Source organism: Amycolatopsis pithecellobii (genome assembly GCF_009707865.1).
GTDB lineage: Bacteria > Actinomycetota > Actinomycetes > Mycobacteriales > Pseudonocardiaceae > Amycolatopsis_E > Amycolatopsis_E pithecellobii.
In genome coordinates this window covers 70,899-86,528 of sequence record NZ_WMBA01000030.1, presented here as the reverse complement: position 1 = coordinate 86,528, position 15,630 = coordinate 70,899, and the positions used below count along the sequence as shown (strand labels likewise).

13 protein-coding genes and 1 pseudogene are annotated in these 15,630 nt (G+C 69.8%); 7 read left to right on the top strand and 7 right to left on the bottom strand.

Annotated features, from left to right (window positions below):
- From GKO32_RS38070 to dnaB, 3 genes and pseudogenes are all read left to right on the top strand, one after another.
- Window positions 1–562, top strand: a pseudogene (locus tag GKO32_RS38070) (hypothetical protein); the annotation flags it as partial.
- Window position 563: 1 nt separating this feature from the next.
- A complete protein-coding gene (locus GKO32_RS19710; RefSeq protein ID WP_312868163.1) occupies window positions 564–1,346 on the top strand; it encodes an ESX secretion-associated protein EspG in 783 nt (260 codons plus the stop codon).
- Between the two features lie 453 nt (window positions 1,347–1,799).
- Complete coding sequence (gene dnaB, locus GKO32_RS19705) at window positions 1,800–3,203, top strand: replicative DNA helicase (RefSeq protein ID WP_312868162.1); 1,404 nt, start codon at window positions 1,800–1,802, stop codon at window positions 3,201–3,203.
- Window position 3,204: 1 nt separating this feature from the next.
- On the opposite strand, the gene GKO32_RS19700 is transcribed toward dnaB, so the two are convergent.
- The 5 genes from GKO32_RS19700 to GKO32_RS19680 all read right to left on the bottom strand — a co-directional run bounded on the left by GKO32_RS19700 (window position 3,205) and on the right by GKO32_RS19680 (window position 8,773).
- Window positions 3,205–3,594 (bottom strand): hypothetical protein, encoded by a 390-nt coding sequence (locus tag GKO32_RS19700; RefSeq protein WP_154758330.1) that lies wholly within the window; start codon window positions 3,592–3,594, stop codon window positions 3,205–3,207.
- 115 nt (window positions 3,595–3,709) lie between these two features.
- A complete protein-coding gene (locus GKO32_RS19695; RefSeq protein ID WP_154758329.1) occupies window positions 3,710–6,679 on the bottom strand; it encodes a beta strand repeat-containing protein in 2,970 nt (989 codons plus the stop codon).
- A 168-nt stretch (window positions 6,680–6,847) separates the two neighbouring features.
- Entirely contained in the window at window positions 6,848–7,789 is a 942-nt protein-coding gene (locus GKO32_RS19690; RefSeq protein ID WP_312868161.1) for a hypothetical protein, read from the bottom strand.
- Between the two features lie 231 nt (window positions 7,790–8,020).
- Window positions 8,021–8,278 carry a hypothetical protein gene (locus GKO32_RS19685; RefSeq protein WP_154758328.1) on the bottom strand — a complete coding sequence of 86 codons (258 nt, stop codon included), beginning with the start codon at window positions 8,276–8,278 and terminating at the stop codon, window positions 8,021–8,023.
- A 48-nt stretch (window positions 8,279–8,326) separates the two neighbouring features.
- Window positions 8,327–8,773: a hypothetical protein gene (locus tag GKO32_RS19680; protein ID WP_246244117.1), complete on the bottom strand. Its 447-nt coding sequence runs from the start codon at window positions 8,771–8,773 to the stop codon at window positions 8,327–8,329.
- 471 nt (window positions 8,774–9,244) lie between these two features.
- On the opposite strand from GKO32_RS19680, the gene GKO32_RS19675 reads away from it, so the two are divergent.
- The 4 genes from GKO32_RS19675 to GKO32_RS19660 are packed head-to-tail and all read left to right on the top strand — an operon-like array spanning window position 9,245 to window position 12,847.
- A complete protein-coding gene (locus GKO32_RS19675; RefSeq protein WP_312868160.1) occupies window positions 9,245–10,405 on the top strand; it encodes an AI-2E family transporter in 1,161 nt (386 codons plus the stop codon).
- On the top strand, window positions 10,402–11,547 hold the full coding sequence (gene macS, locus GKO32_RS19670; protein ID WP_154758327.1) for a MacS family sensor histidine kinase: 1,146 nt from the start codon (window positions 10,402–10,404) through the stop codon (window positions 11,545–11,547). Before GKO32_RS19675 ends, macS begins: the two co-directional genes overlap by 4 nt.
- The gene (locus GKO32_RS19665) at window positions 11,544–12,188 is read left to right on the top strand and encodes a response regulator (RefSeq protein ID WP_154758357.1); all 645 of its coding nucleotides are present in this window, start codon (window positions 11,544–11,546) and stop codon (window positions 12,186–12,188) included. Before macS ends, GKO32_RS19665 begins: the two co-directional genes overlap by 4 nt.
- A gap of 53 nt (window positions 12,189–12,241) precedes the next feature.
- On the top strand, window positions 12,242–12,847 hold the full coding sequence (locus tag GKO32_RS19660; protein ID WP_154758326.1) for a DUF1707 SHOCT-like domain-containing protein: 606 nt from the start codon (window positions 12,242–12,244) through the stop codon (window positions 12,845–12,847).
- On the opposite strand, the gene ptsP is transcribed toward GKO32_RS19660, so the two are convergent.
- Both ptsP and GKO32_RS19650 read right to left on the bottom strand, forming a co-directional pair.
- The gene (gene ptsP / locus GKO32_RS19655) at window positions 12,813–14,447 is read right to left on the bottom strand and encodes a phosphoenolpyruvate--protein phosphotransferase (protein WP_154758325.1); all 1,635 of its coding nucleotides are present in this window, start codon (window positions 14,445–14,447) and stop codon (window positions 12,813–12,815) included. The genes GKO32_RS19660 and ptsP overlap by 35 nt on opposite strands.
- Window positions 14,444–15,379, bottom strand: coding sequence for a ribokinase (locus tag GKO32_RS19650; protein WP_154758324.1), 936 nt, complete (start codon window positions 15,377–15,379; stop codon window positions 14,444–14,446). Before GKO32_RS19650 ends, ptsP begins: the two co-directional genes overlap by 4 nt.
- Window positions 15,380–15,630 lie beyond the last annotated feature (251 nt).

The following is a 15,630-nucleotide window of genomic DNA, read 5'->3' as shown; positions in this document are numbered from 1 at the left end:
CCCTGGAGACCCGTCGCGATACGACCCCAAGCTGACCGACCCCGGCCGCTTGGACGACAGCAACGGTCACGACAAGTACCAGCCCAACCCCCCCAACGTCGGCTATCGGCCGCCGAGCTGGAACGACGGCACCACGGCCGCCGGCTTCACGCCCAGCACCTCCGACACCGACTTCGGCGGTGGCTTCGGGCCGACCGGAGCCGGTTACGGCAACTTCGGTGGTGGGGCCGGGTCTGGCTCAGGGACCGGCGGTTACGGCAGCGGGTCGTTCGGTGCGGCCGGCTTCGGGCCGGGTGGCGCGGGGTCGCTGGGAGCCGGTTCGAGCACCGGTTCGGGTGCCGCCAGCGGTGCCGGTGGTGCCGCGGGTGCGGGCGCCGGCCGCGGCGGGGTCGGTGCGGGTGGCCGCGCCGGAACCTCCGGCATGGGTGGGATGGGCGGACACGGTAGCCGCGGCAAGGGCAGCGAGGACGAGGAGCACCAGACCAAGTACCTCGTCAGCGAGGACCCCAACGAACTGTTCGGCACCGACGAGCTGACCGCACCACCCGTGATCGGCGAGTGAAGTGCTGAACGCTCCCATCAAGCTCGCCACCCCGATCCTGCTCAACCTGATCCGGCGCCGCGGCGGCGAGCCGCATCCGACCCTGTCGAGCGTCCCCACCTGGTACGACGAAGGCGCCCAGCGGACCATCGACCAGGAGGTCAACGCGCTGCTCACCCAGCACGGCCTGCTGGGTCCTCGCGGCATGGACCGCGGCCTGCTCGACGCGGTCGAGTCGATCTCGCGTCCGCAGGTCGAGTACTACGGCTGGTTCGAGGGCGAATTCCCCAGCGCACCAAGGAATTTCGCCGTGCTCGCCGGCAGCGGCGCTGGTGGCGCGTTCGTGCTGGTTCGCATCATTGGCGAAGACGCGGTGCTCCTCGCGCCCGAGCGTCCCGAGGAGATGCTGTCGGGCTTCGTCAACCAGATCCCCGTCGCCCGCCCCGCGACCGGTCAGCCGTTGATCACCACCAAGGCCGAGTTCCTGGCGGGCCGGGACGCGCGCGCCGACGGTGAGTACACCGTCATGCGGTCCGGCCGCGACACCACGCCGGCACCGGCCAAGGAAATGAAGCGGATCATGGAGGCGCCCCGTACGGGTGCCGGCACGCTCTACGTCGCGGCCCGCACCCGGAGCGGTGCGAGGCGCCGCTGTGAACGGCCGCTGAACTTCGTGGATACGGTCGAAGGCCGCTGGTTGATGGAGGAGCGACCAGGACGTGACGACGCGCTTGTCGTCTTCACGCCGGCATCGCCGCAGGTCCTGAGCGAGCGGTTACGGAACGCACACAGCGCGCTCGGCTGACCGCGGTCCACCGCGCCCGTCCGGCCCAATCGGTTGAGCGCCTACCGTCCGTAGCATTCATCCACAGGTCGAACCTTTCCGGGCCGCGTGCACACCGGTACGACACGCCGAGCGCGCGTACTTCCGCGACACGCCGACGGGTTGTCCGCAATGTTTTCCACAGCTTGCCCACAGGGTCTGACCTGCGCATCTTGTGCGGGAACGAGTTTCTGTCCCCAGGTTGTACACAGGCTCGGGCATACCTGTGATTGGTTTGGGCCACCCTTCCACAAGTTGTCCACAGGGTGTCCCCAGTCGATCAACAGGCGGGTTTGCGTTGGTCCTTCCGGGGGCTCTAGCGTGCCCGCGAGCTGGTTGCGCGCCGTGCGCGACATGCCTGCCAAAAGGGTGGGCTCCGGCTGGAAGATCCGGCATAATCGAACTGGTGTTCGCTTACGAGGAGGTGTCCGCGCGGTGGCGCTGACGGACGACCGCGGTCCCGCTTACGCGTCCGATCCCGGACCGGAGGATCCGGGGCCGCGGCCCGGTGAGTACGACCGGCAGCCGCCCCAGGACGTGGCGGCCGAGCAGTCGGTGCTCGGCGGCATGCTGCTGTCCAAGGACGCGATCGCCGACGTCGTCGAAGCGCTGCGCCCCGGCGATTTCTACCTGCCGAAGCACCAGGCGGTGTACGACTGCATCCTCGACCTGTACAGCCGTGGCGAGCCGGCTGACCCGATCACCGTCTCCGCCGAGCTGGAGCGGCGCGGCGAATTGGCCCGCGTCGGCGGCGCCCCGTACCTGCACACCCTGATCGCGACGGTGCCGACGGCGGCCAACGCCGGGTACTACGCCGAGATCGTCGCCGAGAAGGCGATCCTGCGGCGGCTGGTCGAGGCCGGCACCCGGATCGTGCAATACGGCTACGGTGCGGCGAACGACGGTGGTGAGATCAACGAAGTAGTCGACCGCGCGCAGGCCGCCATCTACGAGGTCACCGAGCGGCGGACCAGTGAGGACTATGTCGCGCTGGAGGAGCTGCTCCAGCCGACCATGGACGAGATCGACGCGATCGCGTCCCGCGGGGGTACGGCGCAGGGTGTGCCCACGGGATTCATGGATCTCGACGAGGTGACCAATGGCCTGCACCCCGGTCAGATGATCATCGTCGCGGCCCGGCCCGGTGTCGGCAAGTCCACGCTGGGGCTGGACTTCGCCCGCTCGTGCTCCATCAAGCACGGCATGTCGAGCGTCATCTTCTCGCTGGAAATGAGCCGGATCGAGATCGTCATGCGCATGCTCTCGGCGGAGGCCAGGATCCGGCTCGCCGATATGCGTGGTGGCCGCATGTCCGACGACGACTGGACGCGGCTGGCCCGCCGGATGAGCGAGATCAGCGAGGCGCCGCTGTTCATCGACGACTCGCCGAACATGACCATGATGGAGATCCGTGCGAAGGCCCGGCGGCTCAAGCAGCGCAACGATCTCAAGCTCGTAGTCGTCGACTACATGCAGCTGATGACGTCGGGCAAGCGCGTCGAGTCCCGCCAGCAGGAGGTCTCGGAGTTCTCCCGGCAGCTGAAACTGCTGGCCAAGGAGCTCGAGGTGCCGGTGGTCGCGATCAGCCAGCTCAACCGTGGGCCCGAGCAGCGCACGGACAAGCGCCCGATGCTGTCGGACCTGCGTGAGTCCGGTTCCCTGGAACAGGACGCCGACATGGTGCTGCTGATCAACCGGCCCGACGCCTGGGAGCGTGACGATCCGCGGGCGGGCGAGGCGGACCTGATACTGGCGAAGCACCGTGCGGGCCCGACGAGCACGATCGTCGTCGCGCACCAACTGCACTACAGCCGGTTCGCCGATCTCGCGCAGAGCTGAGTCACGGCACCACGAGTCCGCGGCGGCGCAGGCTTTCCTCGATGCGGAGGCGTTCGATCTCGCGGTCCAGACCATCGGGCAGTCCGTCGAGCCAATGCGCCTCGCCCACCGCGTGACAGGCCTGCGCGAGCAACGCGTCGTAGGCCTGGTTCGTCGCGCGGCGGCGCACGACCGGTGCGCTGGGCGGCAGCTGTTCCAAATCCCGGTGCAACCGGCGCAGATCAGCGGCGAGCCGTCCGATCGGCGGGCCGTCCGGCGAAACCCGGCGGGCGCGGTGGCGCTCGGCGATCCGGTCGGCCCAGCGTGGAACCTTGGACACCAGCCAGAACACCAGCGGCGGCACGACACACAGCGCCACGTAGCTGAGGATGTTCCCGACCAGGCCGAACATGACTCAGGATAGGCGCCGCGACCCCGGCCGCTGCCACACTTGACCGGTTCCGCACACGGAACGGGCCCGGGAGCGCCATTGCTCCCGGGCCCGCCTTCATCTCAGGCTGCGAAAATCACGCCTGGATGTGCATTCCCTTGCCACTGACCGCGTCGGTGACCTGGGACAGCACCGTGGTCGGGTTGACCGCGTTCAGACCCGGCAGTGCGGGCAGCTGGCCCTGCGGCAGCTGGGCCTGCGGGAGCAGCTCGCCGATGGCCGGCGACTGCAGGTTGGCGCCAGGCACCGTGCCCGGAAGCGCCGGCAGGGCCGACAGCCCAGGCAGCGCGCCGCTCAGACCGTCCACACCCGGGACCGACGGCAGTGAGGGCAGGCCGCCGGCGGTGGGCAGGTCGTCACGCGCCGAGGACAGCGGCAGCGCCGGCATCTTCGGCAGGCTCGTCGCGGACAGCTCCGTCGTGGTGATCGGCAGGTTGATCTGCGGCTCGTGTCCGGCCACCGAGATGTCGGTGACGTTGCTGGTCTCCGAGCTCACCACGGCGAGCAGGCCCAGCGGGATGTCGAAGACCTGCGCCACGACACCGATCGGGAGCTGCTTGTTCACCCCGGACAGTGCCTTCACCGAAGTGGGGCTGGTGGTGTCGGTACCACCGACGGTGCCGGTCGTGGTGTTGTCCGCGACCGCGTGGGCGACGCCGCCCAGCGAAGCCGCCACGCCGAACACCTGGGCGACCGCCGCGACCGGCAGGTCGAAGATGTCGCCGGAGAGCGCGCCGCCGACGCCGGACGTGGTGATGTCCCCGCCGGAGGTGACGTCGGTGCTGTTGACCGCACTGCCGTGGGTGACGCCGGTCAGGCTGGCCGCATCACCGAAGACCTGGGCGATCGGCAGCAGCTGGCCGCTGATGACGTTCCCGGCGATCGAGCCGCCGTCGCCATTGGTCTCGGAGCTGCCACCGGCGGTGGACACGACGTCGTTCGTCGCGTCGCCACCCGTCACACCGCCCCACACCGCGCCGAGGCCGAACACACCGGCCGCCGCACCCGCGGGCACCTGGACGATGTTGCCGGCCACCGAGCCGCCCTCGCCGGTCGCGGTGGCGTCGCCACCGGCCGTCGAGTCGGTCATGTTTTCGCTTTCGCCGAACCCGTTGCCGATCCAGGCGCCACCGATGCCGTGCAGCGCGGCGGGCAGGGACACCGGAACCTCGCCGATGTTGCCCGCGGCGAAGCCTTCCTTACCGTTGGCGTTGAGGTGACCGCCGGCGGTCGAGGTGGTGTCGGAGGACGCCTTGCCGTGGCCCTGGCCGATCCACGCGCCACCGATGCCGAACGCCTGCAGGGGAGCGGAAACGGGTGCCGCGATCAGGTTCGCGCTGCCCGCACCGTGGTCGTCCTGCGTGTTGCCGCCACCGCCCGCGGTGACGTCCTTGGTCTCGGACGCGGTGCCGCTGCCCTGACCGATCCAGGAGCCGCCGACGCCGAAGATCTCGGCAGGCACGGCCACCGGGACCTGCGCCACGTTGCCGGAACCGCTCGAGTCGTTGCCCTGGCTGCCGTTGTAGCCACCGGCCTTGACGGTCTTGGTCTCGGTCGCCGAACCGGACGCGTTGCCGATCCACGACCCGCCGACGCCGAACACCTCGGCGGTGCCGGCCGGCTGCACGTCGGCGCTGTTGCCGCCGATGAAGCTGCCGTTGCCGCTGGTGTAGGTGCCGCTGCCGGCGGTCGCGTCGACGGTGTTGTCGCAGCCGCCCGCGTGCGCGTTGCCGATCCAGGTGCCGCCGACGCAGAAGACCTCGACGGGCAGGGCGGCGGGCGCGTCGGCGATGTTGCCCGACCCGGCCGCGTTTTCACCGCTGGTCGAGGAGAAGCCGCCGGCCTGCGCGACGCTGCCCAGGTTGGTGGCCTGACGGTCGGCGCCGGAACCCGCGACCGAGTTGCCGACCCAGGCCGCGGCGTTGCCGACGACCGTGCCGGGCACGGCACCCTGCGGCTGCACGATGTTGCCGGCGAGGAACGACTCGTCCCCGTCCGTCTGGATGTAGCTGGGGATGTCGTTCAGGCCCGGCTTGACGCCGCCCGCATAGGCGTCGGCGTTGGCGCTGCCGGCCGAGTCCGCGTCACCGCCCCACGAGACGGCGTTGTTGGAGGCCTTGAGCGGCACGGCGAGCGGCACACCGGCGACGTTCCCGGTGCCCGCACCCTTCGACCCGTGGGTCTCGATCGAACCACCCGAGCAGGCTTGGCTGTCGCCGCTGAAGTCGGTTTCGGCGTGGCCGAGGAACCAGCCCAGCGCGTTGCCCGAGACCTGCACCGGAGTCGCACCCTGCGGGGCGATGACGTTGCCCGCCAGCCCGCCGTTGGTGCCGTCGGTCGTGGTGTCACCGCTGGTCGTCGCGGACTGCTTCGCGCTGCCCGACGTCTTGCCGCTGCCGCCGAGGCCGAGCGCGTTGCCCGAGATCTGCACCGGCAGTGCCCAGTCGAGGTTCACCACGTTGCCGGCGAGGCCGCCGCCCGCACCGCTGGTGTTCACATCGGAGTTGTGCTCGTAGGTCTGGGTCTCGTCGGAGTCGACGGACGCGTTGCCCAGCACACCCAGCGCGTTGCCGGTGATCTGGATCGGCACCGCGAGGTTGCCGACGATCTTGTTGCCCATGAACGGGTCACCGGTCGACTCGACCGACGGCGCGTCGGCGCGCTTGGCACCGGCCTTGCCCAGCGACTGGCCGAGCTGCGCGGTCGCGGCGGTGGCCTTCGAGGTGACCTGGTTGGCGGCACCGACGGCGGGAGCGGCCGATTTGAACGCCTCGGTCCTGGCGACCGGGGCGAGCGCCTGGTTCAGCTTGTCGGTGACCGGCTTGGTGCTGATCTCCTTGTGCACTTCCGGCAGGTTGACCTGCTTGCCGAGAGTCCCGACCGCGTTCTTCGAGATGTCGACCGGAACGCTCACGGTCAGGTCCAACGGCCCGGCCGGAGTGTCCGGGTTGACGTTCTCGTCGGCAGACGCGATGCCGGTACCCAGCATCAGCAGGCCACCCGTGACCAGCGCGGTCTGAATTCCGCGCTTTGCCCAGGTCTGCATAGAGAATTTCTCCTTTTCCTTGGGTTCCCTTGCGGGGCTTGTGAAATGGGTGAGAGTTCACCCGGGGTCGCGAACAGGAGTTCGCGGTGACAAGCGGGGTGCAGGGAACGCGCGGCCGGGCAAAAGGAGGCACGGCGACAGTGCGCGTTCAGCTACCCCGCGCGTGAATCAGTCAGGCGTGACGCCGGGCTGCGAGCCCGGCTCGACCGGCGTGTGCCGGATGCCGAAGCGCACGGCGCGTTCGCCGTACGCGTTGACGAACGAGACCGCGCCGGCGGGGACGCCGAGCAACGGACCGTCGACATGACCGCCGGCGATGGAACCGCCGGGGGTTAAGGGAACTCCGGACGGGGCCAGCGGGCCGCGCACCGGGGCGAACGGGAACCGGTCGGTCTGGTCGCCGTGGTGGCGCAGGCCGGCGTCGTCCCCGGAATCGAAATGCGTGGCCGCCCAGTGTGCCTGCGGCAGCACGGTGGCGATCGGGCCCATCGCGTCCGCGAGCTGCGGAGCCGCCTGCGGGAGCACGACCGGTGACCCGGCCGAGGTGTGCTGGCCGATGGCGTGGGTGCCGGGCAGGGCGGGCAGCGCGGGCAGGTGCACCAGGCCGGAACCGCTGGGGTGCAAGAAGCTCCATAGGTCGGGCGGCGTGGTCAGTGCCTGGCTGATCACCCGCGGCGCGTTCTGCGGCTTGCGAGTGATCTGCTCCGCGGAGCCCAGCAGGCGCTCGGCCGGCTTGGTCACCACGTGCTGGGTGAAGTCGTGCACCGCGTCCGTCACGTCGTTCGCGGCTTCCTGGCTGCGGGCGATGCCATCCGGCGACTGGGTTCCGGCGCGGACGGCTGCGCCTGCCGTGTCACCCGCGAGCTGCGCGGTGCCGAGCAGGACGTCGTCAGTCGCGCCGAGCACGGCGTCGGTGACCGGGGTGGCCTCGTCGCCCTGCTGGACGCTCGTGGCCGTGGGCGGGGCGGTCTCGGCGGAGGCGCTGGCTGTGCCGATTGCCCACGCGGCGGCGGTACCGGCGACGGCGCCGCCGACCACGAGCAGAGCACGCGCGAGCCAGCGGCCGGCACGTGCCGGACCCCGCTGCGCGGACGTGTTCTGCTGCTTCACCGTTCTCCTGCCGAGGATGTGCGTTGTCGCCTTGATCGAACGCGACAGAAACCAATTCGAATGGTTTTCACGTCGAATAGGGACCGGGCTTGCCTGGACGAGGTAACCAAAAACCGGGTTACCTCCGCACGTTGGACACGACTTGATCGCACGATCGTGTGAAGAACTCCAATGAAAAAGGCCCGCCCAGGCGATCTTGCCCCGGGCGGGCCTTTGTCAGTTGGCGAGGATTCAGCCCAGCGAGCCGGCCGCACCCTGGATGATCGACGGGATCGCGCCCGCCCAGGCCGAGCTGATCAGGCCGGCGGCACCGGCGCCCAGCAGCGCACCGGACTGGTTCCAGGCGTTCACGTAGTCCGCACCGGTCGGGTGCGACGGCACGACCACCGGAGCGGTCAGCTCGTCAGCCGAGGCGACGCCACCGGCGATGCCCAGCGTGCCGGCCGAGAGGGCGAGGACGGCAACGGTGCGGGTGAGGGTCTTGCGCATGGAACTACTTCCCTTCGTTGGATTTTCTTGGTGGTGGTTGGAGAGGACTCAGCCGAGGGCGCCGGACGCGCCCTGGATGATGGACGGGATCGCGCCCGCCCAAGCCGAACTGACCAGACCTGCCGCGCCGGCACCGAGGCAGGTGCCGGAGAGGTTCCAGGCGTTGACGTAGTCGGCACCCGTCGGGTTCTGGGGAACGACGGCGGGACAGGTCACGCTGCCCGTGCTCGGCTTACTCGGAGCCGGCGATGGTGCGGGCTTCGCCGGCTTCGTGGGCTTCGCAGGCGCGGGCTTCGCCGGCGCCGGTGCGGGTTTATCGGGGGCGGGTGTCGGCTGGCATCCACACCGCGGGTCGTACTGAACGGTGTGGGCCGCTTCGTGGTGGACGGGGCTCGTTGCTGCCAGCGCGGGAGTGCCAACGGCTCCCATCGCCAGCACCCCGGCCGCTGCCGCCACCGCGGTGACGACCACCTTGCGGGCCTTGCTGAACTTCACGAGTTCTCCTCGAATAGCTACACCGGCCACGAATTCGCACAGGTTCTCGAATTCACTTTGTGGCAGTTCCGTGAGGGAATCGGTGCTCCCTCGCCAAGAACGTTAAACATCCTCGCAATCCTTTTTCCACCTGGCCTACCTGATCGTGTACCACCTGATCGGAGGAATGATCACGAGCGAAAAATGGCATGCCAAAATGGCGTCCGCGAATTGTTCGCGAGCACGCCGAAACGGAAGTCGAAGTGAAAAAGAATCAGTTGGCGGGACGACTGGGCGCGGTCAGGGCACCCTCCGGCAACGTCTGCCGAGCATCGGTCGCGTCATGTCGCGCTCTTGCTCCTCGTGACGTGTTGATCTTTCGGTCTGTGGAAGATTCCCAGACTCACCGGGCAGGCCGCATATTGGACACGGAAATTTGCCCTGATCGTGCGATACAGACGCCGGAAACGCCGGAGTGGCTAGGGTGAGCCCGTGACCGCTCCCCACCCCTCCCGATTCCGTCGCGAGTCGGCTCGCATCTCGAGTGCGGTGCCGACCGGACTGCGGGTCGCCGCCGCGTTCGCCTGGCGGTTCCTGCTGGTCGTCGCCGCGTTGTACGTGACCTTCCAGCTCCTGAGCAAGCTGGCCGAGGTCGTCGTCCCGGTCTCGATCGCCCTGCTGCTGTCCGCACTGATGGCACCGGCCGTCGGGAATCTCGTCGACATGCGGGTACCGCGCGGGCTGGCGACGGCGATCGTGCTGGTCGCCGGGCTCGCAGTGCTCGGCGGGCTGCTGACCTTCGTGATCATCCAGTTCACCGATGGCCTGCCCCAGTTGCAGCAGCAGTTGAACAACAGCCTCAATCAGGTCCGCGACTGGCTGGTGAACGACCTGCACCTGCGCCAGGAGCAGATCCAGCAGTTCATCGACAACGCGATCAACCTCCTGCAGAGCAACCAGGCCGCGATCACGACCGGCGCGCTGACCACCGCGGGCACGGTGGGCGTGATCCTCACCGGGTTCGTGCTGACGTTGTTCGTGACGATCTTCTTTCTTGCCGGAGGTGAGCAGATCTGGGGCTTCCTCATGAAGGGCGTCCCGCCACACGTGCGTAACCGGGTGGACGTGGCGGGCCGCCGCGGGTTCGCCTCGCTGGTCGCCTACGTGCGGGCGACCGCCGCGGTCGCCGTCGTGGACGCGGTCGGCATCGGCGTCGGGCTGTGGATCGTGCAGGTCCCACTGGTCGTTCCGCTGGCGACACTGGTGTTCCTGGCCGCGTTCGTGCCGATCATCGGGTCGGTCGTGGCCGGCGCGGTTGCCGTGCTGGTCGCGCTGGTGACCAACGGGTTCGTCACCGCGCTGATCGTGCTGGGCATCGTGATCCTGGTGATGCAGCTGGAAAGCCACATCCTGCAGCCGCTGCTATTGGGCCGCGCGGTGAAGCTGCACCCGCTGGCCGTGGTGCTTGCGATCTCGGCGGGTCTCGTGCTCGCGGGGATCGCGGGCGCGCTGCTCGCCGTGCCGCTGCTGGCCGTACTCAACGCGGGCATCCGGTCGCTGCTGCACGAGACAGACCCACATCCCGAGGCGGTGGACGTGCTGCACGACCAGGAAGCGGCCGCGCCCGACGGAGACCCGGCCGAAGCGACATGAGCAAGCGGTTCGGGCCGACCGCGGTCGAGCCGGCCACCCCGCTGTGGTGGGGCGGGATCGCGCTGCGGGTGCTGACCTGGTTGTTCGCCCTCGGCGCGGTTGTCGTGCACGAGGCGGACTACCGGCGTCCGGCGCTGGCCTGGATCGTGCTGGGCGCGATGGCCGCGTGGACCGTGCTGACCACGCTCGTCTACTCGCGGGAGGCCCTGCGCTGGCGGTGGCGGTGGTTCGTGGTGGCCGACGTCGTCGTCGTGTGCGCGCTGATGCTGACGTCGCCGCTGATCCTGAGCCCCAGGCAGCTCGCCGGGGTGGACCCGCTGATCACGACGGTGTGGGTCGCGGGTGTCCCGGTCGCCGCGGGCACTCGCTTCGGTGGCTATGGCGGGATGGCGGCCGGTCTGGTCGTCGGCCTCTCGACGGCGCTGGCACGGCAGGCGTTCACCCTCGATGTCGCGCGGGACGCGGTGCTGCTGGTCGCGACGGGGTTGCTGATCGGGATGAGCGCGACGACCGCGCGCAAGTCGGCCGCGGCACTGGCCGAGGCGTGGCGCAAGGAGGTCGCCACCGCCGAGCGCGAGCGGCTCGCGCGGTCGATCCACGACAGCGTGTTGCAGGTGCTCGCCCGGGTTCGCCGCCGTGGCGCGGAGGTCGGCGGCGAGGCGGCGGAGCTCGCGGAACTGGCGGGTGAGCAGGAGATCGCGCTGCGCGCGCTAGTGACCACCGAACCGACCGCGACGCACACCGGGGAGAGCGACCTCCGGGGCGCGCTGCAACTGCTGGGCTCGTCGCGGGTGCAGATCGCGACACCGGCGGGCGATGTGCTGCTGCCGGCCGCCACGACGGCCGAACTGGTCGCCGTCGTGCGGGAATCATTGTCCAATGTGGACAAACACGCGCCGGGGGCGAAGGTCTGGGTGTTGCTGGAAGACCTCGCGACGGAGGTCGTGATCACGGTCCGGGACGACGGTCCCGGCATCCCCGAGGGCAGGCTCGAAACCGCCGAGGCCGACGGGCATCTCGGTGTCGCACGGTCCATGCGGGGACGGGTGCGCGAGCTGGGTGGGACGATCGCACTGGAGACCGCTCCGGATCGCGGGACCGAATGGGAGGTTCGGGTGCCGAAGGCGTGGACGAAACGATGATCTCGGTGATGGTCGTGGATGATCACCCGATCTGGCGCGACGGGGTCGCCCGTGATCTGACGGAGCACGGGTTCGAGGTGCGGGCGACGGCGCCGGACGGGGCGGCGGCGGTGCGCATCGCGACCGCCGTGCGGCCCGACGTCGTGCTGATGGACATCAATCTGGGCACGACCTCGGGAGTCGATGCGACCCGCGAGATCACCATGGCGCTGCCCGATACGCGTGTGCTGGTGCTGTCCGCGAGCGGGGAACACAGCGACGTCCTGGAGGCCGTGAAGGCTGGCGCGTCGGGCTACCTGGTGAAATCGGCGTCGGCGAAGGAGCTCGTCGACGCCGTCGAACGGACCGCGCAGGGCGATCCGGTGTTCACCCCGGGCCTGGCGGGTCTCGTACTCGGCGAGTACCGGCGGATGGCCGACGCGCCCGATGGCGGGGCGCCGCCGCCACGGCTGACCGAGCGCGAGACCGACGTGCTCCGCTTCGTCGCGAAAGGACTCACCGCGCGGCAGATCGCCGAGCGGCTCGTGCTCTCGCACCGGACGGTGGAGAACCACGTGCAGTCGACGCTGCGCAAACTCCAGCTGCACAACCGGGTCGAGCTCGCCCGGTACGCCATCGAGCACGGGCTGGACAAGGAGTAACTCCGGGTTTTTCCCGGATTCGCCCCGGACCTCGCGCTCCTACGCTGGTGCGCATGGGCGAAGACACCGAGACGACTACCGACCCGCGCAATCTCCGGGTTTCCGATGAGGAGCGCGAGCACGTCGTCACGGTCCTGCAGAAGGCCATCGGCCGGGGCATGCTCGATCTCGACGAGTTCACCCAGCGCACCGACACCGCGCTCGCCGCCCGCACCCGTGGCGAGCTGAACGCAGTGCTGGTGGACATTCCGGGTCTGGTCAACCGGGCAGTGGGGGCGCCGCCGCCGATGGTGAGCTCGGATCAGCGTCTCGTGTTGTCCGCGAAGTACTCCTCGCTGGTGCGCAACGGGCAGTGGCTCGTGCCGCCCGAGATCGCGGTGCAGAACAAGTACGGCTCCACGAAGCTCGATTTCAGCGAAGCCCAGGTGACGAGCCCGACCGTGCAGATCGACCTCGACTGCAAGTGGGGGTCGATCGAGGTGATCATTCCCGAGGGCGCTTCGATCGACCTCAACGCGATCACCGAGATCAAGTACGGCTCACTCGAGGACAAAACCGGCACCGACGGGCGCGTCGGGAACCCCCGGCTGGTGTTTTCCGGGCGGGTCCACGGTGGTTCGCTGACTATCCGGCATCCGCGCCGCGGGCTGTTTTCCTAGCCGCGACGGGATCGGGACTGTTCAGCACCCGCGCCGCGATCTCTTCGCACTCCGCGAGGGTCACCGTGGCGAGGCTTGCGCCGACGGCACGGACGGCGGGTGCGTTCATCGACAGGCTCGTCACGCCGAGGCCGGTCAGTACCCGCGCCAGTAGCGGATCCGCCGCCGCCTCACCACAGACGCCCGCCGGCTTGCCCGCCGCCTTCGCGGCATCGCCGATCAGTTTCAGCAGCCGCAGCAGTGCCGGCTGCCACGGGTCGTTGAGTGTCGCGACCGCGCCAAGCTGCCGGTCGGCGGCGAATGTGTACTGCGCGAGATCGTTGGTACCGACCGAAACAAAGTCGACCACGTCCAGGATCTCCTTGGCGGACAACGCCGCGGCCGGGATTTCGATCATCACGCCCGCGCGCGCTATCCCGGCGGCGCGCACGCGGTCGGCGAACCAGGCGGCCTCCGCCGCGGTCGCGACCATGGGTGCCATCACCGACACCTCGGCACCGGAATCGCTTGCCGCATCGGCAATCGCCGCGAGCTGGCGGTCGAGCACGTCGGGCCGGTCGAACGCGACCCGCAGGCCCCGAACGCCGAGCGCCGGATTGGGTTCGGCCTCCGGCGAGAGGAAGGCGAGCGGTTTGTCCGCACCGGCGTCCAGGGTGCGCACGATGACCGGCTTTCCGGCGAACGGCGTCAGCACCGCGGCGTACGCGGCGCGCTGTTCGGCGACGGACGGCTCGGCTTCCGCGTCCAGGTAACAGAATTCGGTGCGGAACAAGCCGACCCCTTCGGCGCCCGCGTCGGCCGCGGCCCGAGCATCGGCCGGAGATCCGACGTTGCCCAGCACCTTGACCTTGTGACCGTCCGAAGTGGACCCTGAACCGTCCCATTCGGCCGGTCCACTCGCAACCGCCGTGAGCACCGGGGCGTCCGCGTCCGCGACCTCGACCACGCCGGTGTCCCCGTCGACCAGCAGCGCGCCGGCGTCCAGCGACAGCACGCCGCGTGCCGCGACGACCGCCGGAATTCCCAGTGCCCTGGCCAAAATCGCGGTGTGGCTCGTCGGGCCGCCCTCCTCGGTGACCAGGGCGAGCACCTTGGCCGGGTCGAGTCCCGCGGTATCCGCGGGGGCGAGGTCGCGGGCGACGAGCACGCTGGGGGTGGACAGCGCGGGCACACCGGGCGGCTCCACGCCGAGCAGCTCGGCGATCACCCGGTCCCGCACGTCCTCGATGTCACGCACACGCTCGGCCAGGTAGCCGCCCGCGGACGCGAGCGTCTTGGCGAAACCGTTGGCGGATTCGTAGATCGCGCGCGGGGCGGGCAGCCCCTCGGCGACGACGAGCCGTTCCGCCTCGCTGATCAGCGCCGGGTCACCCGCCATGGCCGCCGTGGTCAGCAGGATCGTCGCGGCTTCCCCGGAAGCGTTCTCCGACAACGCTTCCAGCCGGGCGGCCACGACCTGGGTCGCCGGCCCGATCCGGGCGGCCTCCGCCTGTGGATCTTCGGGTGCGGGCTCATTCGCGGGCTCGCCCAGTGGTTCGGCGACTCGGACGACAGGGCCACGCGCGCGCCCCGGGCTCACCGCTACTCCGGACAACTTCATGGTATGAACCTATCTGCGGCGCGCAGCGCCTCCGTTGAGGTGGTGGCGGGGAAGTGGCTGGCGCATACTCTCTCGAGTTCGGCGTCGGACGGATAAGAAGGCTGCGCACCCTGCCGCGTCACGGAAATCGCCGCCACCTGGACAGCCTTGCGGGCCGCAGCCTCCAGCGTGACGCCCTCGGCGAGCGACGCGGCAAGAGCGCCGGTGAACGCGTCGCCGGCGCCGGTCGTGTCCACGGGCTCGACCTTCGGTGAGGGGATCCCGGTCGTGCCGTCTTCGGTGATCACGAGCGCACCACGGGCGCCGAGGGTGACCACCGCGGACCGCGGCCCGAGGTCGAGCAGTTTTGCCGGGGCGACACCGGAACCCAGCAGCCACGCGGCTTCGTGTTCGTTGACCAGCAACACATCGAGCGCGGCGAGCGTGCGCGCGGAAAGCTCCGCGGCCGGCGAGAGGTTGAGCAACGTGCGAGCTCCCGCTTCGGCAGCCGCCGCGACGGCTCGCTCCACCGTTGGCAGGGGAATTTCCAGCGACACCACCATGACCTCGACCCCGCCGAACACCCCTTCGACGGCTGAGGGTTCGAGCACCGAATTGGCGCCCGGCGAAACGAGGATCGAATTCTCACCATCCGGCGTCACGGTGATGTAGGCGATGCCGGTCGGCCGCTCGACGGTACGAAGAAGGTCGGTGCGCACGCCCGCGTCACGCAGCGAATCGGTGAGCAGGCGGCCGTACGCGTCGTCCCCGATGGCGCCGAGCAGCGCGACATCCGCGCCGAGCTTCGCGGCGGCGACCGCGGTGTTCGCGCCCTTCCCGCCGGGCAGCACGGTGGTGTCACCGCCTAGTACGGTCTCCCCGCCGGCCGGACGCCGGTCCGCCGGCACGACGAGATCGGCGTTGGCCGAGCCGATGACGAGGACGTCGCTCATGTCTAGAACCTAGCGGCGCGAAGCGCCTCCGTCAGGGCTGGCGGCCTCCCATTGGCAAATGTGAAGAACTTTGTACTTTGCGGGCCGAACAATGCGACACTAGAGCGAGCGTCCAGCGCTTAACCCGAACGGGCGAACCTGCCAGACGAGCCGTCCCGTTCGGTACCGCGCAGGACTCTCCTCAACTGTCCGCCCCCGGTCCCGCCGGTGGACGGGCAACGGGTCGCCGGTGCCGATCACGTAGCCCCCCG

Bases quoted from the DNA above. Each gene is read 5' to 3' on its own strand.
- GKO32_RS19685 (WP_154758328.1), bottom strand. From the start codon at position 8,278: ATGCGCAAGACCCTCACCCGCACCGTTGCCGTCCTCGCCCTCTCGGCC.
- GKO32_RS19660 (WP_154758326.1), top strand. From the start codon at position 12,242: ATGGGCGAAGACACCGAGACGACTACCGACCCGCGCAATCTCCGGGTT.
- GKO32_RS19700 (WP_154758330.1), bottom strand. From the start codon at position 3,594: ATGTTCGGCCTGGTCGGGAACATCCTCAGCTACGTGGCGCTGTGTGTC.
- ptsP (WP_154758325.1), bottom strand. From the start codon at position 14,447: ATGAAGTTGTCCGGAGTAGCGGTGAGCCCGGGGCGCGCGCGTGGCCCT.
- GKO32_RS19665 (WP_154758357.1), top strand. From the start codon at position 11,544: ATGATCTCGGTGATGGTCGTGGATGATCACCCGATCTGGCGCGACGGG.
- macS (WP_154758327.1), top strand. From the start codon at position 10,402: ATGAGCAAGCGGTTCGGGCCGACCGCGGTCGAGCCGGCCACCCCGCTG.
- GKO32_RS19650 (WP_154758324.1), bottom strand. From the start codon at position 15,379: ATGAGCGACGTCCTCGTCATCGGCTCGGCCAACGCCGATCTCGTCGTG.
- GKO32_RS19695 (WP_154758329.1), bottom strand. From the start codon at position 6,679: ATGCAGACCTGGGCAAAGCGCGGAATTCAGACCGCGCTGGTCACGGGT.